Raw genomic sequence first — 3,313 nt, forward strand, 5'->3', positions numbered from 1 at the left:
CACTTCACCCCCGCCGACGCCGGGGAGGCGGTGCGCGGCTGGCTGGGCGAGCCGGCGGCGTACCTTCCGCAGCGGGAGGGCGGCCTGGGGGAGCGGATGCGGGGCGCCTTCGAGGAGGCGTTCGCGGCGGGGTACCGGCGCGTGGTGATTGTGGGCTCGGACCTGCCGGGCCTCTCGGCGGGGCTGCTGCGGCGCGCCTTCGCCCTGCTGGACGCCCACGAGGCGGTGCTCGGCCCCGCGCGCGACGGGGGCTACTACCTGCTGGGGCTCCGGCGCCCGGTGCCGGAGCTGTTCGAGGGGATCGCCTGGAGCACCGGCGAGGTCTTCGCGGCGACCGTGGCGCGGCTGCGGCAGGCGCGGATCGAGCCCGCACTGCTGGAGACGCTGGCCGACGTGGACGAGGTGGAGGACCTTCCCCCCGGCTGGCGCGAGTGGGTCGATGGGGGTAGGCCTCTCGGTAGATCGGCATGTCAGAGGAACAGGTGACAGGGGCGCAGGAAGTGCGGCACCGGGCAGGGTCGCTGTGGACCGGATCGCCGCCAGCTCGTCTGTGCTCCGCGCCTGCTGCAGCGCCCCGAGGTTTCTCCAGTTCCTGCCGTCTACCTGCTATCGTGGAGGGAAATCGTGGATCTTTCTCGGACTCCGCGGCTTGAGGGAATCGCTGTGCTGGAGCGCCCCTGCCCGATGGTGCACGGCCGACTCGTCGACCACGGGCATCGGAATCGATCCAATGAACGGTGGAGGGAAGTGCTCGACTACGCGAAGGAGATGGGATTCAGGTACGTTCGCGGCGGTGTCCCATGGAACAAGGTCTGGCTGGCCGAAGATCGCTTCGATTGGTCACGGCTGGATGCCGAGTTCGCGTATGCGGAGGAGATCGGACTCACCATCGTTCCCATTCTGGCTCACATGAGCTACGAGTGGGAGAGTGGCTGGATGCGGGGGCCGAACGGTGAGCACGCGCTCGAGCGGGAAGATCTCGGTGAGTTCATGGCGCACTATACGCGCCTCTATCTCACTCGCTACCGGAGATACCTTCGTGCAGGATTCGTCCCGATCGTCGAGATCGGCGGGGAGCCCCACAACCACGTCATCACCGGGTTCTGGGAGCCTCACCGCAAAGACGATCATGCGACGCGAGAGCTGATGATCGCCAACCTCGTGAAGGCTTTCAACGCGAGCGCAGCGGTTGCGCATGAGAGGGAGTTCGGCATCACGGTGATTGCGTGTGAAGCACGAGAGTGTCTCTTTTCCGCGATCCAGCTCGATGCCGACATCTTCGGCACCAACTTCTATGCATTCGCCCACCGGGGAGAGTCGCTCGCGGATGGACTCTCCGACTGGCGAAGGACGTTCCTCGAGGTGCGCCGCATCGATCCGGTATTCGCGGTTCTCGAGTGGGGCTCACCCGAGTACATGGACCCCGCCAGGAACTTCGAGAGAGAGCCCGGGACTCCCGAGCCCGGGAGATCCGTGAACCGGGAGAAGGAGGACCAGCTCCTCCTTTCATGGCTCCTGGAGTGCAGAGCCCGGGGGATCAAACTGGCGTTCGCCTGCAGATACCTGGTGGGAAACTTCTGGCATCATCATCTGACACAGCCGAGCGAGGGACTGGAGTGCGATCGGAACGGACTCGTCGACGTCCACTGGAATCCCGATCTCGGCGATTACGAGTACCACCCCTGCTGGGAGCTTGCGCGAAGGTTTCAGCAGATCATCGAGACCTACAACCAGGACCGGTAGGTCCATGCGGCACAGCACTCCTGCGACAATGGGAGGTTTTTGCGTGCGCTCGATGGCGGCGCCTGGTGCTGGTCCGTGAACTGCTCGTCGAGGTGAGCCACTGGATCTCGCCGCGAGCGGGCGGGGTCAGCGGTAGCGCTCCGCCAGGCGGGCCGGGTCGGCTCCCAGCCGGTATGCCAGGCGCAGGCGCCACATCAGCAGGATGGTCCGGAGCACCCCCCGGGTCTCCCAGCGGCGGCTGGAGGTCACGACCGGCTCCCGGAGGCAGAGCGGGCGGCCCCTGCGGCGCAGCGCGCGGGAGAGAGCCACGTCCTCCATCAGCGGGATCTCCGGGAACCCTCCCACGGCCGCGAGCCAGTCCCGCCGCACGAAGATCCCCTGGTCGCCCGTGGCGATCCCGGTGAGCCGCGACCGGAGCGAGATCATCCGCTCCACCACGCGCAGCAGGGGGTGGCGCCCGGTGAGGCGCACGTCGAAGCGCCCCCACCCCGCCCCGCTCCGCGCCAGCCCCTCCAGCACCAGCCGGTCCGCGCCCTCCGGGAGGCGGGTGTCCGCGTGCAGGAAGAGGAGAACGTCCCCCCCTGCCACCCGCGCACCGGCGTTCTGCTGGCGGGCGCGCCCCCGCTCCGAGCGGAGCACCCGGTCCGCGAGCGGGAGGGCGCGCTCCGCCGTGCCGTCTCCGCTCCCCCCGTCCACCACCACCACCTCGTGCCCGCGAGAGCGGAGCGCCTGCAGCGGGGCGAGCGTGGCGGAGATCCCCTCCGCCTCGTCGAGGGTGGGGACCACCACCGTGATCCGTCGTGTCCGCGGGAGGGGCGAGGGCATGCGGAAGAGTACCAGCGGGGCGCCGAGAACGAAATCCTTGACTCTACGAACCTCGTCGTACATCTTGCTACGAAGATCGTCGTACGAAGCCGCTCACAGGATGCGCGAAGACATGGCCACACCCCAGCCCACTCCCGCGGAGCTGGAGATCCTCCGGGTCCTCTGGGAGCGCGGCCCCAGCACCGTGCGCGAGGTGCACGACGCGCTGCACCGCACCGAGCCGGTGGGCTACACCACCGTGCTCAAGATGCTCCAGATCATGACCGACAAGGGGCTGGTGCGGCGCAACGAGGCGCAGCGGGCGCACGTCTACGAAGCGCAGCGCACCCAGGAGGCCACCCAGCGGCAGCTGGTGGGCGACCTGCTGGAGCGGGCCTTCGGCGGGTCCACGGCCACGCTGGTGGTGCGGGCGCTCTCGGAGCGGCCGGCTTCCGGGGAGGAGCTGGACGAGATCCGCGCGCTTCTGGACCGGCTGGAGTCCGCCCGCGCGGGAGACCGGGGATGACCGGCCTCGCGCTTCCGGCGGAGCACCCGGCGGTCCGGGCGCTCGGATGGGCCCTGCTGCACTTCGTCTGGCAGGGGGCGCTGGTCGCCGGGCTCGCCGCGCTGGCGCTGCACCTGCTCCGCGGCCGCTCGCCGCAGGCCCGCTACGCGGTGGGGTGCGCCGCTCTCGTGGTCATGCTGGTGGCGCCCGTCGCCACCGGGATCACGGCGTACGAGCCGGCGGCGGCGCTGGCCGCCGGGC

General features: G+C 69.7%; 5 protein-coding genes. 4 read left to right on the forward strand and 1 reads right to left on the reverse strand.

Annotation, left to right across the window (positions count from 1 at the left end; genetic code table 11):
- Positions 1 to 486 (forward strand): TIGR04282 family arsenosugar biosynthesis glycosyltransferase (locus VGR37_05955; protein ID HEV2146923.1); only part of this gene is annotated, 486 nt, incomplete at its 5' end.
- A gap of 261 nt (positions 487 to 747) precedes the next feature.
- Positions 748 to 1,743 (forward strand): hypothetical protein, encoded by a 996-nt coding sequence (locus tag VGR37_05960; protein ID HEV2146924.1) that lies wholly within the window; start codon positions 748 to 750, stop codon positions 1,741 to 1,743.
- A gap of 126 nt (positions 1,744 to 1,869) precedes the next feature.
- Here VGR37_05960 and VGR37_05965 read toward each other — a convergent pair whose 3' ends face one another.
- Complete coding sequence (locus tag VGR37_05965) at positions 1,870 to 2,631, reverse strand: TIGR04283 family arsenosugar biosynthesis glycosyltransferase (GenBank protein HEV2146925.1); 762 nt, start codon at positions 2,629 to 2,631, stop codon at positions 1,870 to 1,872.
- 49 nt (positions 2,632 to 2,680) lie between these two features.
- Here VGR37_05965 and VGR37_05970 point away from each other — a divergent pair, with 49 nt between their 5' ends.
- Positions 2,681 to 3,073: a BlaI/MecI/CopY family transcriptional regulator gene (locus VGR37_05970; GenBank protein HEV2146926.1), complete on the forward strand. Its 393-nt coding sequence runs from the start codon at positions 2,681 to 2,683 to the stop codon at positions 3,071 to 3,073.
- Positions 3,070 to 3,313: hypothetical protein (locus VGR37_05975; GenBank protein ID HEV2146927.1), on the forward strand; the 244-nt coding region annotated here is incomplete at its 3' end. The genes VGR37_05970 and VGR37_05975, both read left to right, overlap by 4 nt.

The sequence above is a fragment of the Longimicrobiaceae bacterium genome, assembly GCA_035936415.1.
Taxonomy (GTDB): domain Bacteria; phylum Gemmatimonadota; class Gemmatimonadetes; order Longimicrobiales; family Longimicrobiaceae; genus JAFAYN01.